Below are 249 nucleotides of genomic sequence, written 5' to 3' on the forward strand. Positions count from 1 at the left end.
GGGTCACCGCATCCAGCAGGCCGGCCTGCGATAGGCCTCTGGGGACGTCGATGGTGTGCCCTTCAACGAAGGGCGCGGCTGTTGTCGGGCTGGCCAGGCTGATGCCAGGTTCGGCGCGAAGCAAACGGTCGCCGGGACGAATTTCCTGCGTAACCCTTTGCACGGCCAGGGTGGTGAGATCATCGGCCCGCAGGAAGCGCGCAGTGCCGATGTCGTCGGCATTGATCCCGAGCAGTTCTTGGGTGTCGG

General features: G+C 65.5%; 1 protein-coding gene. It reads right to left on the reverse strand.

Features of this window, described 5'->3' with window-relative positions; all coding sequences use genetic code 11:
* Positions 1-249: hypothetical protein (locus AC0L20_RS41535; RefSeq protein WP_473295917.1), on the reverse strand; the 249-nt coding region annotated here is incomplete at both ends.

This window comes from Bradyrhizobium sp. Kon58 (assembly GCF_055807455.1).